The following is an 18,841-nucleotide window of genomic DNA, read 5'->3' on the forward strand; positions in this document are numbered from 1 at the left end:
GTACCCGCGGCGCGGGCAGAGGGCTCTCAGTGTAAGCAAGCCTGCTGAATAATTCCTGCATCGCGGGACGCGGAAATGAAGTTTCCCGTCAAAATGGGGCCGGATTCCGGCGCGACCGGGCTTAGAATCTGTTGGCGAGCCCTTTCCAGCCCGTTTCCAGCCGTTCCGAGACCCTTATGGAACTAGACGATTTCGACCTCCAGATCCTGCAAAGCCTGCAGGAAGACAACCAGCGCACCAGCCAGGAAGTCGCGCAGCGCGTGAACCTGTCGCCGGTTTCCTGCCTGCGCCGCATGAAGCGGCTGCGCGAATCCAAGGTGGTGCTGGGTGACGTTTCCGTGGTCGATCCCGCCGCCGTGGGCCGCGGCATCATGATGGTCGTGCTGGTGACGCTGGAGAGCGAACGCGCCGACAAGCTCGACCAGTTCAAGCGCGCCATGCAGTCCGCGCCGGAAATCATGCAGTGCCTGTCGGTGACGGGCGAGGTGGACTTCGTCCTGACCATCACCATGCGCGACATGGCCGAATACGAGGCCTTCGCCCAGCGCAATTTCTGGGGCAATCCCAACGTCAAGCGCTTTTCCACGCTGGTGGTGCTGAACCGCGCCAAGTACGGCATGGCGGTGCCGGTGGGCTGATTTCCCCGTATGTTTTCTGCGCCGGAACGCGGCGCGTTTTCGCGACATCCAACCCCATAAGCAGGCAAGATTCCTGGCCATTCCGGCCGCGCCTGCATCCAGGGTTTGGGGGATGAGATGAAAGCGATTCAAGCAAGATGGTTCTATGCGCTGGCCCTGGTGAGCTGCGGGGTATTTGCCCATGGCAACGGGCCGACGGATCCGCAGATCGCGGCGATCGTGGTGGTGGCCAACCAGGTCGACATCGACGCCGGCAAGCTGGCGCAGGATAAGACCGGCAACAAGGATGTCCGCGAGTTCGCCACGCTGATGGTGACCGACCATGCCGCCGTCAACAAGTCGGCCGGCGAACTGGTGCAGAAGCTGAAGGTCACCCCCGAACCGAACCCGACCAGCGACAGCCTGCAGCAGGGCGGCGACAAGAACCTTGCCGCGCTCAAGGGCATGAGCGGCGCCGCCTTCGACAAGGCTTATGTGGACCACGAAGTGGCCTATCACGAGGCGGTGATCCAGGCGCTGGACACGACCCTGATTCCGGGCGCCCACAACGCGGAGTTGAAGGCCTTGCTGGTCAAGGTGCGGCCCGCGTTCATCGCGCACCTGGAGCATGCCAAATCCCTGCAAAAGAGGCTCAACGGTGGCTGAAAGAACGACCCCCGGTGCGCGCGGGTCCGCACGCGCAAGCCTGGCCGCGCTGGCTGCGGCCGTGCTGCTGCTGGGCGGGTCGGCTGCCGCCCAGCAGAACCCGCCCGGCACCCAGCTGGCCGAACACGTGGTGACCATCGAAGGGATGCAGTTCACGCCCGCCGAGCTGACCGTCAAGCGGGGCGACAAGGTGACGTGGATCAACAAGGACCTGGTCCCGCATACCGCCACCGCCGTTTCCAAGGCGTTCGACTCAGGGCTTATCGCCGCCGGCGTGTCCTGGACCTACACTGTCCGGGAGGAGGGCAGCAGCGCCTACTTCTGCCTGTTCCATCCGACGATGCAGGGCACCTTGATTGCGCAATGACGCATGGCGGAGGTCAGACTCATGACTGCACTTGCGGCGCTGGCGTTACGGCGGGCCGAGGATGAAGACCTGGCGCTCGCGCACCGTATCGCGGCAGGCGAGCAGACCGCGTTCGAATTGATGATGCGGCGGCACAACCGGCGGCTCTACCGCCTGGCGCGCGCCACCCTGCGCAACGATGCCGACGCCGAAGATGCCTTGCAGGAAGCCTACCTGGCAGCCTATCGGAACATGGCCGCGTTCCGCGGCGAGTCGACGCTGTACACCTGGCTGACACGGCTCTTGCTCAACGAATGCTACGGCCGGCTGCGCAAGCACAGCCGCCGCGAGGCGCTGTTGCCCATCGCCGACGACATCGAGAAAGAGGTTGATGCGATGACCATCAACGACTTCAACCCGCCTTACCACGCCGCTGCCCGAGCCGAGCTCAGGGGCCTGCTCGAAGCGCGGCTGGACGCCTTGCCGGTCTCGTTCCGGACCGTGTTCGTGCTGCGCTCGGTCGAGGAACTGTCCGTCGAGGAAACGGCGCACTGCCTGGGCATTCCCGAGGCCACCGTCCGCAGCCGCCATTTCCGGGCCAATGCGCTGCTGCGCGAGGCGCTGTCGCGGGATATCGGGGTGGCGGAGAAGAGCTTGTTCGAGTTCGATGGGGATGATTGCGACAGGGTGGTGGCGAGGACGCTGGCGCGGTTGGGCGGGGGTGTGGGTGTTCCAAAAAATCGGTAATTATTGACATATACCTATTTATTGGAACATCATCGCCGGATGACGAGTGCCACTGAAAAACTTCTGGCCTTGGCCCGCGACGAGGGGCTGATCCGCGCCCGGGACTTGGTCCCGCAAGGCATTGCCCGCGTGACGCTTACCCGTGCCGTGCGCCAGGGCCAATTGCAGCGCATAGGCCGTGGACTGTATGGCTTGTCATCCCGCCGGATTTCCGAGCACGCGACACTGGCCGAGACGGCCCGGCGCGTACCCAAGGGAGTCGTTTGTCTGCTGTCGGCACTCCGCTTTCATGGCCTTACGACCCAGGCGCCGAGTGAAGTGTGGCTTGCCATCGGCAACAAAGCGGCGGCCCCGAAGCTTGACTATCCGCCATTGCGTGTTCTGCGGTTTTCCACAATTGCGCTGGCCGCAGGGGTAGAGGAGCATGTGGTTGATGGTGTACTCATCCACGTCACGGGAGTCGCCAAGACCGTGGCAGATTGCTTCAAGTTCCGCAATAAGATTGGCCTGGACGTTGCCCTGGAGGCGTTGCGTGAAGCGTGGCGCGAAAAACGCATGACCAGCGATGAAATGTGGCGCTATGCGAAGCTATGCAGGGTGGCCAACGTAATGCGCCCCTATCTTGAAAGTCTGGAATGACTGTCGCTCGCAATATCGCGGCATCGGTGCGGGCGCGGCTGCTCAACAAGGCGCGCGCGGACAAGCAGAATTTCAACCTGCTGCTCACCCGCTATGCGTTGGAGCGCATTCTGTATCGCCTGAGTGTCTCACCCTACCGCGAGCAGTTCTTGTTGAAGGGTTCGTTGCTGTTTGACCTGTGGTTTGACATGCCGCATCGTCCGACGCACGATGCCGATCTTCTCGGATTCACGCTCGCGGAAGTGCCGCACTTGATGGCCGTGTTTCAAGAGATCAGCGCCATTGCCTGCGAGGACGGCATGACCTTTCCGCCTGAGTCGGTAAGGGCTGCCGAAATTCGCAAAGAAGCCAACTATGCGGGCATACGCGTAAATCTGGCCGGCTCTCTGGACGGCGCACGATGTCCGGTACAGATCGATATAGGCTTTGGAGATGCGGTCGTTCCTGGGCCGGAAGAGGCGCAGTATCCCGTCATCTTCGGCGACATGCCTGCGCCACGCCTGCAGGTTTATCCCCAGTACACAGTTGTCGCAGAAAAGCTGGAGGCTATCGTTTCACTGGGCATGGGCAATACACGCATGAAGGATTACTTCGATCTTTGGGTGATGGCGCGGCGCGTAGAACTCGATGATGGGATGCTCGCACGCGCGGTGCGCGCGACGTTTGCACGCCGCGAAACACCGCTTCCGACAGATTTCCCTTTGGGATTGGCTGACGAATTCGTCCAAGACGAAAGAAAGGTGCAACAGTGGGATGCCTTTCTGCGCAAGAATGGGTTGGCGAAAGTGTCGTTGAACGAAGCCGTGGGGGCGATACGGCCGCTATGGCTGGCAGCTCTGAAAAAGTAACCTTGATATCGCGCGGCTGCGGTTGTCCTGGACCGCTCATTTCGCACCCCGCAACCTCAACGCATTGAATATCACCGAAGCCGAACTCAAACTCATCGCCAGCGCCGCGATCATCGGCGACAGCAGCCAACCCGTGAACGGATACAGGACGCCCGCCGCTATCGGCACGCCGATGCCGTTGTAGACAAAGGCGAACATCAGGTTCTGCCGCATGTTGCGCACGGTGTCGATCGAGATCTGGCGCGAGGCGGCGATGCCGCGCAGGTCGCCCTTGACCAGGGTCACCTGGCCGCTGTTCATGGCTACATCGGTGCCCGTGCCCATGGCCACGCCCACGTCGGCGCGCGCCAGCGCGGGGGCGTCGTTGATGCCGTCGCCCGCCATCGCCACCACGTGGCCGTCCTTCTGCAGTTTTTCCACCAGCGCCAGCTTGTCGGCCGGTTTGACCTCGCCGTGCACCTCGTCGATGCGCAGCGCGGCGCCGACGGCGCGGGCGGTGGTCAGGCCGTCGCCTGTCGCCATCACGATGCGCAGGCCGCTGTCGTGCAGGTTCTGGATGGCTTCATGCGTGCTGGGCTTGATCGGGTCGGTCACCGCCAGGATGCCGGCGAACTGGCCGTCCACGGCCAAATGCATGATGCTGGCGCCTTCGCCGCGCAGGCGCTCGCCGTCCGCGCGCAGCGCGTCCACCCGCACGCCTTCCTGCTCCATCAGGGCGGTGTTGCCCAGCGCCAGGCGCTTGCCTTCCACCGTGCCGCGCACGCCTATGCCGCTGCCGGAATCGAAGTCCCCGGCCTTGGCCAGCGCCAGGCCCTGGGCGCGCGCCGCGCTGACGATGGCGTCGGCCAGCGGGTGTTCGCTGCCCTGGTCCAGGCTGGCCGCCAGGCGCAGCACTTCGTCGGGCGTATATCCGGGGGCGGCGATGGCGGTGTCGAAGGCTGGCTTGCCTTCGGTGAGCGTTCCGGTCTTGTCCACGATCAGCGTGTCCACCTCGCGCATTTTCTCGATCGCGCCAGCGTCGCGGAACAGCACGCCCTGCGCCGCGGCGCGGCCCGTGGCCACCATGACCGACATGGGCGTGGCCAGCCCCAGCGCGCAGGGGCAGGCGATGATCAGCACCGCGACCGCGTTGATCAGGCCGTACACCCAGCTAGGCTCCGGCCCGAAAAAGCCCCACACCAGCAGCGTGGAGATCGCCACCAGCACCACGGCAATGACGAACTTGCCCGCCACCACGTCCGCCATGCGCTGCATGGGCGCCTTGGAGCGCTGGGCGTTGGCGACCATCTGCACGATCTGCGCCAGCATGGTGGCCGCGCCGACCTTCTCCGATCGCATCACCAGGGTGCCGCTGGTGTTGAGGGTGGCGCCGATCAGCTTGTCGTTCTCGCGCTTGCTGACGGGCACGGGCTCGCCGGTAAGCATGGACTCGTCCACGGCGCTGCGGCCTTCGGTGACGATGCCGTCCACCGGGATCTTCTCGCCGGGCCGCACGCGCAGCAGGTCGCCCACATGCACATGGTTCAGCGGCACGTCTTCCTCGCTGCCGTCAGCGTTGATACGCCGCGCCGTCTTGGGCGCCAGGCCGAGCAAGGCCTTGATCGCGGCGGACGTCTGCGAACGCGCCTTCAGCTCCAGGATCTGTCCCAGCATGGTCAGCGAAATGATGACCACGGCGGCTTCGAAGTACACCGCCACGCGGCCCATCGATACAAAGGAATCCGGGAATACGCCCGGCGCCAGCGTGGCGACCACGCTGTAGATGAAAGCCGCCGCCGTGCCCAGGCTGATCAAGGTCCACATGTTCGGGCTGCGATGCACAAGGGATTGCCAGCCGCGCACGAAGAAGGGCCAACCCGTCCAGAACACCACCGGCAGGGATAGCGCCAGCTCCAACCAGCTCTGGGTCGCCATGTCGAACCAGCCCAGACGATGGCCGAACATGGCCATCACGGCGACGATGAGGGTCAGGGGCAACGTCCACCAGAAGCGGCGCTGGAAGTCCTTGAGTTCGCTGTTGTCTTCCTCGTCCAGCGGGATGAGCGGTTCGAGCGTCATGCCGCATTTGGGGCAGTTCCCGGGGTGATCCTGGCGGATCTCCGGGTGCATGGGGCAGGTGTAGATCGTGCCCGCGGGGACATCGGTGGGGGCATCGGCGGGCGCGGCTGGGAGCGCGGTGGCATCGTCGTGGCCCGCGTGGCGCTTGCCGTGACCGTGATGCTGGTGCGCATCATGGCCGCCGTATGCATGCGCAGCCTGATCCTCTGGCTGTCCCTGCGGCACCAGATGCATCTGGCACTTCGGACAGCGTCCCGGATGGTCCTGGCGGATTTCCGGGTGCATGGGACACACGTAGAGCGTGCCGTCTTTCGATGCCGCGTCGCCGTGACGAGAGTGATTCATACCCATCCCTTTCGAGTACTGGTGTGATCCTTCGTGCGCCTATTATGCCCAGGCTGGGGTGTTTGCGGCGCAACCGCTGGCCGCAGTGGTATCGCCGCGGAGCCGGCCGCAGCGATGGCCCATGGCGATCAGCCCTTGGCCGCCGGGGAAGTCGCGGGTTCCGCCGCCGAGGGTGCATCACCCGCCGGGTTCATCATCGATCCCATCATCTGGCGGCAACCTTGCATGTCGGCGCCATTGGCGGGCATGGACTTCATGTGGGCGGCCATCAAGGCCTGGCGCTCTTCGGGCGTCTGGGCGGCGGCCATTTTCTGGTGCATGCCGTTCATGGCCTGCAAGTGCGCCTCCATGTTCTTCATCATGCTGGCGTCCGGCGCCATTTGCGGCTTCGTGGCCGATTCGCCCGCCGCAGGCGACGCGGGATGATGCGCGGCATGATCGCCGTTCCCCGCCTGCGCGTGGGCCGCGCCGAGCAATCCCAGGCTCAACGCGCACGCGCTGAACAAGGTGGTCAGGGTCTTCATGGTCAGCTCCTTTCTGTGGTCTGGAAGTGCATTAACTCCAGTTTGGAGTGCTGACCGGGGCGGGGAGGTTACGCGCGGATTACTTTTTTGTAATGTTGCGGGGCAGGCGGGCGTACATCCGACACGATGTGGCGGTCATTGGTTATCAGGCCATCGCGTAAAAATCGCATCCTGCTCCAGCGCGCGCTTGCGCCAAGCATTGAGCAGGTCGGCCAAAGCTTCGTGGGTCAGCCCGTAAGTTTCACCCAGGCTGGAATTGCGGCCGACGAAATGCTTGTTGAGCCCGGCAGTGCCGCTGCGTTCGACCGCAGCATCGTCGAAGACAATCAGCTTGGGCACCGCGCGGCTGGCTCTGATCACGTTGAACTCGCTGGTGTCTTGCCAGCGTATTGTCCTGCCGTTCCACACCTGTCGCGCTTGAAAGCCGTCGCGCCCCAGGCGCAGGCCGATGTCGTCCTTGGCGGCGCGCACCAGCAGCATGACCGCGCCGAGCAGAAAGAATGCGGCGCCCGGCCAGAGGATCAATTGCTTGAGAGGCGGCAGCGATTCCTGCAGCAGCATCCACAGGATCACGCCACCGAAGCCCGCGGACAGCAGCGAGAACGCCAGCAGCTTGCCTTTCGCGGCCTTGAGTTCCAGGGGGCCTGGGTACCGCGCCAGCAGTGTTGCGGCCGAGCGCGAGTCGCGCTGCAGCAGTTGCGGCCAGATCTGCAGGACGGCAGTCGCGGCGCAGACGCCGAAGAACAGCGTGACGGGAATGCCTGCATCGGCGCCGTCCCGGATCATTTGCGAGCCCAGGTAGACGAACGTCAGGCTGATCGCCAGGCAGACATAGAAGAGCAGATTCGCGAGCCGTCGACTGGGCTGGCGCTGTGCAGTTGGGGTGGCGGGCGGCTGTGTCATGGATGCTGAGTGTAGACGCCTGGTCGGCAGGGGGAGTTCATCAAGGCTGATGCCGGGCCAGCACTTCGTCGCGGGGTCCCGCATCCACCACGCGTCCGGCTTCCATCACCACGATGGTATCGAAACGGCTGAGCAGGCTGGGCCGGTGCACCGAGGCCACGATGCAAGCGGTCGGAAACGCGGCGTACATGCGGTCGAACACCCGGCCTTCGGCTTGCGGGTCGAGCGCGCTGGTGGGCTCGTCCAGCAGCAGCAAGGAGCTGCCCTGCGCAGCCAGCGCCCCGCGCGACAGGGCCAGGCGTTGGCGTTGCCCACCGGACAGGTTGCTGCCCCGTTCATTCATCGGACTGGCGAGACCCTCGGGCATGCGTTGCAGCACTTCGTCGAACACGCCGGTATGCACGGCGGCTTGCAGCGCGGCCGCGTCGGCGGGTTCGCCGAAGGTGAGGTTTTCCTGCACGCTGGCTTCGAAGACTTCGGCTTCCTGCGGAATCAGCGTGGCCAGCGTGCGCAGTTCTGCCCAGTCCACCGGCTTGCCGTCGCGCAGCAGTTCGCCGTGTTGCGGCGGATAGAGTCCGGCAAGGGTGCGCAGCAGCGTGCTCTTGCCGCCGCCGCTGGCGCCGATCAGCGCGACGCGCGAGCCGCGCCGCAGCACCAGGTCGACGCCATGCAGGCCGCCGCGTCCTTCGTCCGAATAGCGCCAGGTGGCGCCGCGCAACTCCAGGGTCTGCCAAGGCGCGTCGGCTTGGACCGCGGGGACGGCGGCATTGGGGTTGCCCGGGGCCTGCCAGATGGGTTCGGCGCTGCTGTAGTCGGTGTGCATGCGCGCGAAGCTCTGGAAGTTGGAGGCGATGGCGCTGACCACGGACGCGGCCTGCTGGGCATATTGGTAGATCATGAAGATGGTGCCTAGCAATAGCGCCTGCCCGGGCTCGCGGTGCCGCAGCACGTACTCCACGACGAGGATCCAGGTGAGGCACATGCCCGCCAGGTCCACCACGCACCATTTCACTTCGTTGATCCACAGGGCACGGCGCAAGGGCTTCATGACCGCCTGCAGGCGGCGGCCCAGGATCTTGCGCGAGGCGGCTTGCAGCCGCAGGCCGATCACGGTGCCGGCGTTGCTGACGAAATCGAGCAGCGCCGCGACGTAGCGGCGTTCCTGGTCGTTTTCGTCGCGGGCCAGCCGCATCAGCGCGAGGTCGAAGCGCAAGGTGACCAGGGCGATGATCAGGTAACCGCTTACGGCGATGATGCCGCTGACGTGGGACAGCAAGGTCAGCGCCACCAGCGGGCCGATGAAGTTCAAGGCGCTGTGCAGGTAGCCGTACATGCTGCGGGCAAAAGCGGCCAGTGCGCGGCTGGATTGCAATACGCGATGCTGCAGGTCGCCGGAATGCCTGCCGTCGCGCCAGGTCAACGGGGCGGCAGCGATGCGGGCATAAAGATCGTCGGCCTGCCGTTCGCGGACATGCACGCCCACATTGCCTTCGAGGACGCGTCCGGGGCCGTGGAATACCCAGGACATCATGTAGCTGCCAACCAGGAACAGGATCCACAAGCCGGCGGTGGGCATGTCGTTCTGCTGCAAGGCATTGATGGCGTGCGAGGCCAGCCAGGGCAGGGTCAGCTTGACCAGTTGCGCGCCCGACAGCAGCGCGATGGCGCCCATCAGCTGCCGCCGCGCGCCGTCGGCATAGTGCCAGAGCGCGCGACACAGCACGATCGCCGCGCGGCCCATGCCGACGGAGGAAGAGGGGGAAGAAGAATCAGGCTTCATCGCGTGGAGGGGAAGTCAGGGGGGGCACGGCATGATTATGCTATCCGACAGGCGCCACCGCGCTCCAAAGCAAAAAGCCCCGCCAAAGGCGGGGCCAAGTGCTTGAATTCATTGGTGGCCTGGGGCGGAATCGAACCACCGACACAAGGATTTTCAATCCTCTGCTCTACCGACTGAGCTACCAGGCCAACGCGAAAGTCCGCCACTATACACAATATCCGCGTCATGTGGGCGGCGGCCCGCCATCGGGCGCCGCGCGGCGGGCTTGCGCGAGGACGGCGCCGGCTTCCGGGGAAATGCTGCGCAGGTGCAGGTCGGTCTGCGGATAGGGGATCTCGATGCCGGCCTGCGTCAGCGCCTCGTACATCCGCGACAGCATGTCGCTGCGGATGGACATCCACTGATCGAAATCCGGCGTCCAGGCGCGGATGCTGAAATCCAGCGTGCTGGCGCCAAATCCCATGAAGAGCGCGATCGGAGCCGGCTGGGTAGAGACCCCCAGGGTGCCGCGCGCCACCGAGCCCAGCAGTTCGATGGCCTGCGCCGGGTCCGTGCCGTAGGCCAGGCCCACGTTGATCTCGATGCGGCGGTTGCGGTCCAGCATGGTCCAGTTGGTCAGTTTTTCCGACAGCAGGGTGCCGTTGGGGACCACCACGTCGGCGCCTTCGAAAGTCCTGATGCGGGTCGCGCGCATCCCGATCTCGCGTACCTGACCGGAGGTTTCGCCGATTTCCACCACATCGCCGGGCTGGATGGGGCGCTCGAACATCAGGATCAGGCCCGACACGAAGTTGTTGACCACGTTCTGCAGGCCGAAGCCGATGCCCACGCCCAGGGCGCCCAGCACCAGGGCCAATTGGCTGGTCCTGACTCCGGCGGCCGACAGCGCCACTGCCAGTCCCAGCAGCAGCACCGAGTAGTAGGTCAGCGAGGCGATGCTGTTGCCCACGCCGCGCGGCAGCGGCATGCGCGCCAGCACTTCGTCGTGCAGCACCAGGCGGATCGCGCGCGCGGCCCAGAACGCGATCAGCACCGAGATCGCGAACACCAGGATGTTGCCCAGGCTGATGGTGATGTCGCCGAGCGCCAGCGTGTACGAAAGCACCTTCGTGGTGAAGGCGTAGGTCGCGCGCAGGATGCGGAAACGGTCCATCGTGTAGATGGCCCACCCCGCGACCGCGCTGGCCATCACCAGGCGGATCAACAATTGCACCAGCGGAGGAGCATGCTCGCGCGCGATGCGAAAGCGCGACACGCCGGGCCGCGCCAGCATCAGTTGCAGCAGGGTGACGATGATGGTGACCCCGGCGTAGAGCATCAGCCCGAAATAGCCGCTGCTGATGACGGCGCTGGTCAGCATCTCGGCCATCGACAGGTTGCCGATCAGGTTGGCGACGCCGGCAATGGCCAGCAGCGCCACCGCGGCCCAGGCGCCGATGCGCACGGCCCGGTGCAGCCGGCCGGGAGCCTGGGCAGCGCTGCCGCGGCGCTTGGCCCGGGCATGCAGCCACAGCGCCGTGGCCAGGGCCAGCAGGGTGATGACGAGGTTGTGCAGCCGGTACAGCGTTTCGCTGGCCAGGAAGAAAATGCCCAGCCGCTCGGCCAGATACAGGCCGGTGATGGCATAGGGCCACAGGTCCAACTGCTCGCGCGCGGTTGGCGGCAGCAGGCGCAGTACCGGGACGACCGCCAGCAGCAGGGCGATCTGCAGCACGATCAGCGGCGCGTCCGACTCCAGCAGCTGCACGCCCATCATGGCCAGCAGCAGCCAGGCTGACAGCGGGCGCCCAAGCACCCGCGCGGCCGTCTCGCTCATTTCGCCGGCCCGGATCGCGTGGCGGCTGTGCCAGGCCAGCCATAGCAACAGGGGTAGCAGCACCACTTGCAGCACGTGCAGGGCGAGCTGGTTGCCGGTATCGGCCGCCGCGTACTGGCGGGCGAAGCGCAATTCCATGTCCAGGCCGCTGCGCAGGTAGGCCTTTGCATCGCTGCGGGCGGTGGGCGTGAAGGTGGCGGCCCACAGCGGCGGTCCGTCCAGTTCGAGCAGGCGGGCATCGATGTAACGGATGGCGTCGGCCACCGAGCGCTGTCCGGCCTGGATGCGCTCTTCGACGGAGTTGGCGCGCTGGCCCAGCGCAATCTGGCGGCCCAGCGGCACCGATAACGCCTGTTCGGCCCGAGCCAATTGCGCGATGACCGAGTCCATCCGCGCGGTCAGGGCCGGCGGCAGATCGGCGGCGCCGGGGGCTCCCTTGAGCGCCTGCCAGGCTTCGCGGCGGCGCGCCAGCTCGGCGGCATCGCTGGCGTAGGCGGCGGTCGCCTGGCGCATGTCCTCCTGCCAGTCGGCGAAACGTCTCGCATCGAACATCCAGTGCCGCTCCAGGCTTTCCAGCCGCATGATCGGCAGGGTGCGCAATTGGGCCGGCAGGAATTGCTGGAGCTTTTCGTCCACGGACCGGGAAATCGATTCCAGGCGCGGCGCCAGCGAGTCGGTGGGGTCGGCCCCCGTGATGCGCTCCATGACGCTTTCGGCATAGCGGTGGTCGGTGTCCGCGCGCAGCGGGATCTCTGCCACCAGGATCGCGTGGGCTTGCGTGGAAGCCGGGGCGGGGGAGGCCGGCGCCGGCGCGGCGCCCTGCGCGTAGGGGGAACCGAGCAGGCTGGCCAGCAGTGCAATCAGACCGAAAAGCGCTTTTGCTCTTGCTGTTGCTTGGGCGCGCATGTCGCGGCTCCGGTGGATGGATGCGGCGGGCTACAAAAAAAATGGCGTCTTACGATATCGCGGAAGCGCGCTTGAGGGAAAGGGCCGTCCGGAAAGCAAAAAGCCCAGCCCATAAGGGCTGGGCTTTTTTTGGCCTCGGATAGAAGGTAGGACACTCGCACAAAAACTGTCTCGTCGGTGATATTCGCTATTCGCGAATAGCGAATATCACCCTGAGATGGAACTAAAACCCCAAGACCTGCTGGTATTGCTAAAGGTGGCCGCCCATCCGCCGCAGCGCTGGACTTATGCCGCGCTGGGCGCAGCGCTGTCCATGAGCGCTTCGGAAACCCATGCGAGCGTGAAGCGTTCCGTGGCTTCGGGCTTGGCGGTGGCGCCGGCACGCGGCCAATGGTCACCGGTACGTGCCAACCTTCTAGAGTTTGTCGTGTACGGCGTGCGCTACGTCTGGCCGGCCACACTGGGCCCGGTCAAGAGTGGCGTCCCGATAGCTGTCGGCAGCGACCCCCTGGCCAGCCAATTGACGGCAGCTCCAGGAGAGGCGCCCGTCTGGGCATACCCCACGGGCTCATCAAAAGGGCCCACGCTTTCGCCGCTCTACCGCACAACACCGCAGGCTGCTCTATCGGACCCGGCGCTGCACCGCCTGCTCGCGTTGTTGGATGCCTTGCGCACCGGGCGCGCCCGCGAGCGTGAGCTTGTCACCAAACTTGGAGCTTTCGCCAGCCGAGGGGGCGGCGACTTCATGAACAGCCATGACCTGGAAGATGTGTTGAACATCATCGATGGACGTGGGGAACTGGGCGCAGAACTGGCCGTCGCGACAGACCAAAGCAAAAAGCCCCGCTTTCGCGGGGCTAAGTGCTTGAATCTTTTGGTGGCCTGGGGCGGAATCGAACCACCGACACAAGGATTTTCAATCCTCTGCTCTACCGACTGAGCTACCAGGCCAACGAAGTCCGCAACTATACACAATTTTTGAGGCTTGCGCCAGTCGGAGGCGAAAATCCTGAGATATGTCGTTTCCCGGCCGGGCCGCCGCATGAATCATGGGCTGACTGTTGGTCAGACGGCACGAAAGGTGCGACCCAGGGTCGCGCCCCGGGGGTGAAATGGCCTGGGGATAACCCGCAGGGGTATAATGATTAGCGGTCTGACGCTGCATCCAGGTTTGAATATCCCGGTGCGGCGCCTCGTTCTTAGTGGCAGTACTTAACGCTTACGCGCGGATGGCCCGGCCATCCTTCCCACATGTCGGTAGCTGTCCTTGCCTTCGGTCTGAATCACACGTCCGCGCCGGTTTCGGTCCGCGAGCGTGTTTCCATGCCCGTCGATCTGGTGAAGCCCGCGCTGGAAGGCCTGCGCTCGGCATTCGGCGGCTCGGTCCGCGAAGCCGCCATCCTGTCCACCTGTAACCGCACCGAAATCTATTGCGCCGCCGACGGCCACGTGGCCGATCAACTGCCCGCCTGGCTGGCTGACTACAACCGCCTGGACGCCGGCACGCTGCGCCCGCATCTATACCGCCATCATCAGGACGACGCCGTGCGCCACGCTTTCCGCGTGGCCAGCGGCCTGGATTCCATGGTGCTGGGCGAAACCCAGATCGTGGGCCAGATGAAGGACGCCGTGCGCGCGGCCGGCGAAGCCGGCTCGCTGGGCACCTTGCTGCACCAGATGTTCCAGCGCACCTTCTCGGTGGCCAAGGAAGTCCGGTCGCAGACCGCCATCGGCGCGCAGTCGGTGTCCATGGCCGCCGCCGCGGTCCGCCTGGCCGAACGCGTGTTCGGCAATCTGGACCAGGCCCGCACGCTGTTCATCGGCGCGGGCGAAATGATCGAATTGTGCGCCACGCACTTCGCCGCGCAGCGTCCGCGCAGCATGGTGGTGGCCAACCGCACGGCCGAACGCGCCGAGGTCCTGGCCAACCGCTTTGCCGCCAGCACCATGAAGCTGTCGGACCTGACCGACCGTCTGTCCGAGTTCGACGTCATCGTTTCCTGTACGGCAAGCTCCCTGCCCATCCTCGGTTTGGGGATGGTGGAACGGGCCACGCGCCTGCGCCGCCACCGCCCCATGGTCATGATCGACCTGGCCGTGCCGCGCGACATCGAACCCGAGGTCGGCCGCCTGGACGACGTCTATCTGTATTCGGTGGACGACCTGGGCCGGCTGGTGCAGACCGGCACGGACGCGCGCCGCGCGGCCGTGGTGCAGGCCGAAGCCATCATCGAAACCCGCGTCCAGGGCTTCATGCACTGGATGCAGTCCCGCGAAGTGGTGCCCGTCATCCGCGACCTGCACCAGGCCGCCGAGGACGTGCGCAGCGCCGAGCTGGAACGGGCCCGCCGCCTGCTGGCGCGGGGCGAATCGCCGGAAGCCGTGCTGGAACAACTGGCCCACGGCCTGACTCAAAAGTACCTGCACGGCCCGCTGGCGGCCCTGAACCGCAGCGAAGGCGACGACCGCAAGCAACTGCTTGCCTGGATGCCGCGCCTGTTCCCCGGCCGCGACTCCCGCCGTTAGCGACTCTGCCCCACGTCCCGCCTCCTGGCGGGCGTTCGTCTTTTGGGCGCCCGCTATCCGCTTTCCCGCTTTTCTTTTTGGTCATTCCCCATGAAATCTTCCATGCGCAGCCGGCTGGAGCACCTGTGTCACCGCCTGATCGAGGTCGACGCGCTGCTCGCCGAACCGGAAACCGCGTCCGACATGGACCGTTTCCGCAAGCTCTCGCGTGAACGCGCTGAACTGGAACCCGTGGTCGAGGCGTTCACGGCCTTCGCCCGCACCGAGGATGATCTGGCCGCGGCGCAAGAAATGCTGTCCGACCCGGACCTGAAATCCATGGCCGAGGACGAGATCAAGTCCGGCCGCGTCAAGCTCGAGGAACTGGAAGGCGCATTGCAGTTGCTGCTGCTGCCGCGCGACCCCAACGACGGGCGCAGCGTGTTCCTGGAAATCCGCGCCGGCACGGGCGGCGATGAAAGCGCGCTGTTCTCGGGCGACTTGCTGCGCATGTATACGCGCTACGCGGAACAGCGCGGCTGGCGCGTGGAACTGATGTCCGAAAGCGCATCCGAGCTGGGCGGCTACAAGGAAGTGATCGCGCGCATCGACGGCGATGGCGCCTATGGCCGCCTGAAATTCGAGTCCGGCGCGCACCGCGTGCAGCGCGTGCCCGCCACCGAGGCGCAGGGCCGCATCCACACCTCCGCCTGCACGGTGGCCATCATGGCTGAAGCGGACGAGATGTCGGAAATCGTCATAAACCCCAGCGACCTGCGCATCGACACCTTCCGCGCCAGCGGCGCGGGCGGCCAGCACATCAACAAGACCGATTCGGCGGTGCGCATCACCCACTTGCCGACGGGGCTGGTGGTGGAATGCCAGGATGACCGGTCCCAGCACCGCAACAAGGACAAGGCCATGCAGGTGTTGGCCGCGCGCCTGAAGGACAAGGAAACCCGCGAACGGCAGAGCAAGGAAGCCGCCGAGCGCAAGAGCCTGATCGGTTCGGGCGATCGCTCCGAGCGCATCCGCACCTACAACTTCCCGCAGGGCCGCGTGACCGACCACCGCATCAACCTGACGCTGTACAAGCTGCAGCAGATCATGGAAGGCGATCTGGAAGAGCTGACCGGCGCCTTGATCTCCGAACACCAGGCCGAGCAGCTGGCGGCCCTGGGCGACGACATCTGAGCCCGGCCATGACGCCGCCCCAGCTGAAAAGCCTGCTGCTCGACACGCGCCTGCCCCGCCTGGAGGTGCGCATGCTGCTGGAGCACGTGCTGGCCAAGCCGCGCGCCTGGCTGCTGGCGCACGATACCGACCCCTTGCTGCCTGAAACGGCCGCGGCCTACGAGGCCCTGGCCCAGCGGCGCCTGGCCGGGGAACCCATGGCCTATCTGCTGGGCCACCGCGAATTCATGGGTCACCGCTTCCGCGTGACCCCGGACGTGCTGATTCCGCGCCCGGACACCGAGGTGCTGGTGGAGACCGCGCTGGAATGCCTGGCCGGGCTGGCCGCGCCCGCGGTGCTGGACCTGGGCACCGGCAGCGGCGCGATCGCCATTTCGATTGCGCTGGCGCGCCGTGACGCCCGGGTGATGGCATCCGACGTCAGCGCCGCCGCGCTGGCGGTCGCCGCCGGCAACGCCTGGGACCTGGTCGCATCCGTGCGCCTGGTCGAAGGCAGCTGGTACGAGGCCGTGCCCGCCGGCGAGGGCTTCGACCTGATCGTGTCCAATCCGCCCTATGTGGCCTGCGACGACCCGCACCTGGACCAGGGCGACGTGCGTTTCGAGCCGCTCGGGGCGCTGACCGACGGCGCGGGCGGTCTGGAAGACCTGGCCCGCATCGTCCAGGGCGCCGGCCGTCACCTGAAACGGGGGGGATCCCTGTGGATGGAGCATGGCTGGGACCAGGCACAAGCCGTGCGGGACCTGCTGGCCGCGGCCGGATTCCAGGACGTGCACAGCCGCCAGGACCTGGCCGGCATCGAGCGTATTTCCGGCGGCCGGCTGCCCGCCTGACCGCATTCCCGGCGGGACGCCCGGGGTATCCGGGCGAATTTTCCCGCTGTACCTATAATTGGCGTATTCCGTTATGCCTGTCCAAGAGACCACCATGAGCGACGTTCAAGAATTCATCCGCGAAACCGTGACCCAGCACCCCGTCGTGCTGTTCATGAAGGGCACCGCCCAGTTCCCGCAATGCGGCTTTTCCGGCAAGGCCATTCAGATCCTGAAGGGCTGTGGCGTGAAGAAGCTGGTCACCGTCAATGTGCTGGAGGACGACGAAGTCCGCCAGGGCATCAAGGAATTCTCCAACTGGCCCACGATTCCGCAGCTGTACGTGGCCGGCGAGTTCATCGGCGGCTCGGACATCATGAACGAGATGAACGAATCCGGCGAACTGAAGACGTTGCTGGACCAGTCCGGCGCAACGGCCTGATCAGCCCATGCGGCGACTGGTCATCGGCATCACGGGCGCCACGGGCTCCCTGTACGCCGTGCGCATGCTGCAGGCATTGCGCGGCGCGGACGATGTCGAAACGCATCTGGTGGTGTCGGCCTCCGGCGTGCTGAACATCAAGCACGAGCTGGACGTCAGCCGCCATGATGTCTATGCCCTGGCCGACCACGTGCACAGCGTGCGCGACGTGGGCGCTACGCTAGCCAGCGGCGCGTTCCAGACGGCCGGCATGGTCATCGTGCCGTGCTCCATGCGCACGCTGGCGGCCGTGGCCCACGGCCTGTCGGATAACCTGATTACCCGCGCCGCCGACGTGACCCTCAAGGAGCGCCGGCGCCTGGTGATGATGGTGCGCGAGACGCCCTTCAACCTGGCGCACCTGCGCAACATGACTGCCGTCACCGAAATGGGCGGCATCGTGTTTCCGCCGCTGCCCGCGTTTTACCACCGGCCCGCCTCCATCGAAGAGATGGTGGACCATACCGTGGCGCGGGTGCTGGAGCTGTTCGACATCATCGTGCCCGGACCGCATTGGGAAGGCATGAAGTAGCGATCGCCGCATCAAAAAAAAGAGCTCCAGGTCTGGAGCTCTTTTCATTTGCGCGATGGCGCCGGGTTGCTGGCGATTACACCGTTGCGATCGGCGTGACCGGCGATCCGATTGCATGCGGCAGGCGCAGGGGCGGGGCGGTCAGCATGAAGTGGTGCCGGCCGTTGGCGTGCAGCCAGTCCGCCAGGTCCTTCAGGTACCAGAGTTCCGCCAGCGGCAGTCCCAGCTTGAACAGGCAATGGTGGTGCAGCGGCAGCATGGCGCGCGGGCCGGTCTTCTCGCGCGCGGGATAGGCTTCCACGGCGTAGTTGTCGGCGCAGATGGCGGCGATGCCGCTGTCCGTGATCCATTGCAGCAGCGCCTGGTCGGTGCCGTCCAGCGCGGCGCCGTAGGTGTGCAGCGTCTCGGCGTCGGGCGTGCCGTTCATGGCGACCACCGCTTCGGCGTAGCCGGTGCGCAGCACCAGCATGTCGCCGGTTTCGACGCTGATGCCGTCCGTCTTCAGTACATGCATCAGTCCCGCATGGCCGATCAGTGTGCGGCCGGGGCCGTAGTGGCGCAACAGGTCCACCAGCACGCCGCGGCCCTGCATGCCCTTCTGCGCCAGGTTTTCCACGCCCAGCTTCAGCGCCGCCGACGGGCCGCCGCTGTTGCAGCCGCAGCCGGTATGGTCGCCGTCGGCCGGGCCGACGACGTCCACGCCGGCCTGGTAGCCGTTGTAGTAGCGCAGTTCGGGCTTGCCGTCGCCGTCGGCGTCGAACAAGGCGCCCACGTGGGCCAGCGCGTCCCATTGCGTCGAATACTGCATCGACAGCAGCACCTGGTCATCGCTGAGCACGTCCACCGCGTCCGGGTTGACGTTGCGCAGCGGGAAGTTCAGGTAGGGCGTGTCCGCCAGGCGCGTGGGGCTCAGTTGCGGCGGATGACGGCGCGGGTTGAGCACGTTGCCGCCGGGCAGGTCCAGCGGCAGCGACAGGCAGAAGGTCTTGCCGGCGCGGATTTCACGCGCGCCTTTCAGGACTTGTTCTTCGGTAATGAGGTTCAGGCGGCCGAGTTGGTCGTCGTGCCCGAAGTCGCCCCAGTTGGAGCCTTCGGGCCGGTTTTTCCAGCGCTGCATGCCGC

The 18,841-nt window shown here is 65.7% G+C and carries 17 protein-coding genes and 2 tRNA genes; 11 read left to right on the forward strand and 8 right to left on the reverse strand.

The window, feature by feature from the left end; genetic code table 11:
- The first annotated feature begins 176 nt into the window (after positions 1–176).
- From AC1RHV_RS26140 to AC1RHV_RS26165, 6 genes are all read left to right on the forward strand, one after another.
- The gene (locus tag AC1RHV_RS26140; RefSeq protein WP_054457638.1) at positions 177–638 is read left to right on the forward strand and encodes an Lrp/AsnC family transcriptional regulator; all 462 of its coding nucleotides are present in this window, start codon (positions 177–179) and stop codon (positions 636–638) included.
- A 117-nt stretch (positions 639–755) separates the two neighbouring features.
- Positions 756–1,283, forward strand: coding sequence for a DUF4142 domain-containing protein (locus AC1RHV_RS26145; RefSeq protein WP_054457637.1), 528 nt, complete (start codon positions 756–758; stop codon positions 1,281–1,283).
- Positions 1,276–1,650, forward strand: coding sequence for a cupredoxin domain-containing protein (locus AC1RHV_RS26150; protein ID WP_492302253.1), 375 nt, complete (start codon positions 1,276–1,278; stop codon positions 1,648–1,650). Before AC1RHV_RS26145 ends, AC1RHV_RS26150 begins: the two co-directional genes overlap by 8 nt.
- 21 nt (positions 1,651–1,671) lie before the next feature.
- Positions 1,672–2,376 (forward strand): RNA polymerase sigma factor, encoded by a 705-nt coding sequence (locus AC1RHV_RS26155; RefSeq protein WP_054457635.1) that lies wholly within the window; start codon positions 1,672–1,674, stop codon positions 2,374–2,376.
- Between the two features lie 39 nt (positions 2,377–2,415).
- A complete protein-coding gene (locus AC1RHV_RS26160) occupies positions 2,416–3,015 on the forward strand; it encodes a type IV toxin-antitoxin system AbiEi family antitoxin domain-containing protein (protein WP_119450257.1) in 600 nt (199 codons plus the stop codon).
- Complete coding sequence (locus tag AC1RHV_RS26165) at positions 3,012–3,863, forward strand: nucleotidyl transferase AbiEii/AbiGii toxin family protein (protein ID WP_492302254.1); 852 nt, start codon at positions 3,012–3,014, stop codon at positions 3,861–3,863. The genes AC1RHV_RS26160 and AC1RHV_RS26165 overlap by 4 nt, the downstream gene beginning before the upstream one ends.
- Before the next feature lie 36 nt (positions 3,864–3,899).
- Here the strand turns inward: AC1RHV_RS26165 and AC1RHV_RS26170 are convergent, their stop codons facing one another.
- The 7 genes from AC1RHV_RS26170 to AC1RHV_RS26200 all read right to left on the reverse strand — a co-directional run bounded on the left by AC1RHV_RS26170 (position 3,900) and on the right by AC1RHV_RS26200 (position 13,146).
- Entirely contained in the window at positions 3,900–6,266 is a 2,367-nt protein-coding gene (locus tag AC1RHV_RS26170) for a copper-transporting P-type ATPase (protein ID WP_492302255.1), read from the reverse strand.
- A gap of 128 nt (positions 6,267–6,394) precedes the next feature.
- Positions 6,395–6,790: a hypothetical protein gene (locus tag AC1RHV_RS26175; protein ID WP_492302256.1), complete on the reverse strand. Its 396-nt coding sequence runs from the start codon at positions 6,788–6,790 to the stop codon at positions 6,395–6,397.
- A 135-nt stretch (positions 6,791–6,925) separates the two neighbouring features.
- Positions 6,926–7,693 carry a hypothetical protein gene (locus AC1RHV_RS26180; RefSeq protein WP_125470470.1) on the reverse strand — a complete coding sequence of 256 codons (768 nt, stop codon included), beginning with the start codon at positions 7,691–7,693 and terminating at the stop codon, positions 6,926–6,928.
- Positions 7,694–7,733: 40 nt separating this feature from the next.
- Positions 7,734–9,473 carry an ATP-binding cassette domain-containing protein gene (locus AC1RHV_RS26185; protein WP_225591442.1) on the reverse strand — a complete coding sequence of 580 codons (1,740 nt, stop codon included), beginning with the start codon at positions 9,471–9,473 and terminating at the stop codon, positions 7,734–7,736.
- 112 nt (positions 9,474–9,585) lie between these two features.
- Positions 9,586–9,661, reverse strand: a tRNA-Phe gene (locus tag AC1RHV_RS26190).
- Between the two features lie 35 nt (positions 9,662–9,696).
- Complete coding sequence (locus AC1RHV_RS26195; RefSeq protein WP_192353063.1) at positions 9,697–12,195, reverse strand: mechanosensitive ion channel family protein; 2,499 nt, start codon at positions 12,193–12,195, stop codon at positions 9,697–9,699.
- A gap of 875 nt (positions 12,196–13,070) precedes the next feature.
- Positions 13,071–13,146: transfer RNA gene (locus AC1RHV_RS26200), tRNA-Phe, on the reverse strand.
- A gap of 300 nt (positions 13,147–13,446) precedes the next feature.
- Between AC1RHV_RS26200 and hemA the strand changes: the two genes are divergently transcribed.
- The 5 genes from hemA (at position 13,447) to AC1RHV_RS26225 (ending at position 17,719) form a co-directional block, all read left to right on the forward strand.
- A complete protein-coding gene (gene hemA, locus AC1RHV_RS26205; RefSeq protein ID WP_042796220.1) occupies positions 13,447–14,721 on the forward strand; it encodes a glutamyl-tRNA reductase in 1,275 nt (424 codons plus the stop codon).
- 90 nt (positions 14,722–14,811) lie between these two features.
- On the forward strand, positions 14,812–15,894 hold the full coding sequence (prfA, locus tag AC1RHV_RS26210; RefSeq protein ID WP_054457628.1) for a peptide chain release factor 1: 1,083 nt from the start codon (positions 14,812–14,814) through the stop codon (positions 15,892–15,894).
- Between the two features lie 8 nt (positions 15,895–15,902).
- Positions 15,903–16,727 carry a peptide chain release factor N(5)-glutamine methyltransferase gene (prmC, locus tag AC1RHV_RS26215; RefSeq protein WP_492302257.1) on the forward strand — a complete coding sequence of 275 codons (825 nt, stop codon included), beginning with the start codon at positions 15,903–15,905 and terminating at the stop codon, positions 16,725–16,727.
- 94 nt (positions 16,728–16,821) lie between these two features.
- Positions 16,822–17,148 carry a Grx4 family monothiol glutaredoxin gene (gene grxD, locus AC1RHV_RS26220; protein ID WP_042797530.1) on the forward strand — a complete coding sequence of 109 codons (327 nt, stop codon included), beginning with the start codon at positions 16,822–16,824 and terminating at the stop codon, positions 17,146–17,148.
- Positions 17,149–17,155: 7 nt separating this feature from the next.
- Positions 17,156–17,719: a UbiX family flavin prenyltransferase gene (locus tag AC1RHV_RS26225; protein WP_119450266.1), complete on the forward strand. Its 564-nt coding sequence runs from the start codon at positions 17,156–17,158 to the stop codon at positions 17,717–17,719.
- Between the two features lie 76 nt (positions 17,720–17,795).
- Here AC1RHV_RS26225 and AC1RHV_RS26230 read toward each other — a convergent pair whose 3' ends face one another.
- The gene (locus AC1RHV_RS26230) at positions 17,796–18,836 is read right to left on the reverse strand and encodes a cyclase family protein (RefSeq protein ID WP_492302258.1); all 1,041 of its coding nucleotides are present in this window, start codon (positions 18,834–18,836) and stop codon (positions 17,796–17,798) included.
- Positions 18,837–18,841 lie beyond the last annotated feature (5 nt).

The organism is Achromobacter sp. GW823-FHT04E03, from assembly GCF_058796095.1.